The organism is Pseudomonas serbiensis (assembly GCF_030580745.1).
GTDB classification, from domain to species: Bacteria; Pseudomonadota; Gammaproteobacteria; order Pseudomonadales; family Pseudomonadaceae; genus Aquipseudomonas; species Aquipseudomonas serbiensis.
Genome location: NZ_JAUQOO010000061.1, coordinates 1 through 860 on the forward strand (window position 1 = coordinate 1; position 860 = coordinate 860).

Annotated in this window: 1 protein-coding gene; it reads right to left on the reverse strand. The window is 63.5% G+C overall.

Annotation, left to right across the window (positions count from 1 at the left end):
* On the reverse strand, positions 1–860 hold an 860-nt coding region (gene ilvA / locus Q6A51_RS27280; RefSeq protein WP_304576181.1), incomplete at both ends, for a threonine ammonia-lyase, biosynthetic.

An 860-nucleotide genomic window follows, 5' to 3' on the forward strand; every position in this document is an offset into this window, starting at 1 on the left:
GCGCCCGGCCGTTCCGGGAACTCGAAGCGCAGCACCACTTCATCATCCACCCGCTCGGCATGCCCGCCGACCATATGCCGGATATGCAGCTTGGCCAGTTCGTTATCGGTCAGGTCCAGCACCGGGAAGCCTTGCTCCGTCAGGCTGGCGATCAGGGCGCTGCGTGGGTCAGTATCCGGGTGGGTCTGCACGCCGACAAAGATGTGGGCTTCGCGGTCGGTGTGGTAGCGATAGTTGAACTCGGTGATCTGGCGCTTGCCGATGGCCTGGCAGAACGCCTTGAAGCTGCCCGGCTGTTCGGGGATGGTCACGGCGATGATGGCTTCGCGGCCTTCACCCAGTTCGGCGCGCTCGGCCACATGGCGCAGGCGGTCGAAGTTGACGTTGGCGCCGGAGTCGATGGCCACCAGCGTCTGGCCGCTGATGCCACGTTGCTCGACATACTTCTTGATCCCGGCCACGCCCAGCGCACCGGCCGGTTCGGTGATGGAGCGGGTGTCATCGTAGATGTCCTTGATGGCTGCGCAGATTTCGTCGGTGCTGACGGTGATGACTTCATCGACGTAGTGACGACAGACCTCAAAGGTGTGATGGCCGATCTGCGCCACCGCCACGCCATCGGCAAACAGTCCGACCTGATTCAGCACCACACGCTCACCGGCAGCCATGGCGACTTGCAGGCAGTTGGAGTCGTCCGGCTCGACGCCGATGACCTTGATGTCCGGGCGCAAGTATTTGACGTAAGCGGCAATGCCCGCAATCAGACCGCCACCGCCCACCGGGACGAAAATGGCGTCCAGCTGGCCCGGTTGCTGACGCAGGATTTCCATGGCCACCGTGCCTTGCCCGGCAATGGTGTC